General features: G+C 68.5%; 1 protein-coding gene and 1 pseudogene. Both read right to left on the minus strand.

The window, feature by feature from the left end; genetic code table 11:
• On the minus strand, positions 1-427 hold a 427-nt coding region (locus EHS43_RS45560), incomplete at its 3' end, for a thiamine pyrophosphate-binding protein (protein ID WP_260471040.1).
• 54 nt (positions 428-481) lie between these two features.
• A pseudogene (locus EHS43_RS45565) lies at positions 482-673 on the minus strand (protein phosphatase 2C domain-containing protein); the annotation flags it as partial.

Consider the following 673-nt stretch of genomic DNA (forward strand, 5'->3'; position numbering starts at 1 on the left):
GCAGCAGCCTCGGCATCTGCTTCGGGCTGGAGATCATCTCGCTGTAGTGGCTGCACTCGCGGAACAGCTGGTCGGGGTGGGTCTCCTGGAAGAAGCCGAGGCCGATCTCGCTGGAGGGGATGTGCGAGGCGAGGGCCAGGACCGGGGCCATGGAGCGGTGGGCGTCGTAGAGCCCGTTGATGAGGTGCAGGTTGCCGGGCCCGCAGGAGCCGGCACACGCGGCCAGCTTCCCGGTGATCTGTGCCTCGGCCCCCGCGGCGAACGCGGCGGTCTCCTCGTGCCGTACGTGGACCCAGTCGATCGCGGCGTTGCGGCGGACCGCGTCCACGACCGGGTTGAGGCTGTCGCCGACGACGCCGTAGAGACGCTTCACTCCGGCCTTGACGAGGATGTCCACGAACTGTTCGGCGACGTTCTGCTTGGCCATGGATCCATGCACCCCTTCGGTTTCCTTGGGTCCATCAATCCACAATGGCCGCGATCACGCCTCCCAAACAGCTGCGGCCGTACGGTCGTCGGCATATCCCTTGACCCTGACCTGGGAGTCGGCGAGGAACTCGGCGAGGCCGGGCGGGGTGGGGCCGGACCACCGCCCCGTGAGGTACGCGCAGAGTTCGGGCTCGCCGCGCAGCGGATCGGCGAGGCCACCGGTGCACATCAGGAGGGTGTCACC

The sequence above is a fragment of the Streptomyces sp. RP5T genome, from assembly GCF_003933965.1.
GTDB lineage: Bacteria > Actinomycetota > Actinomycetes > Streptomycetales > Streptomycetaceae > Streptomyces.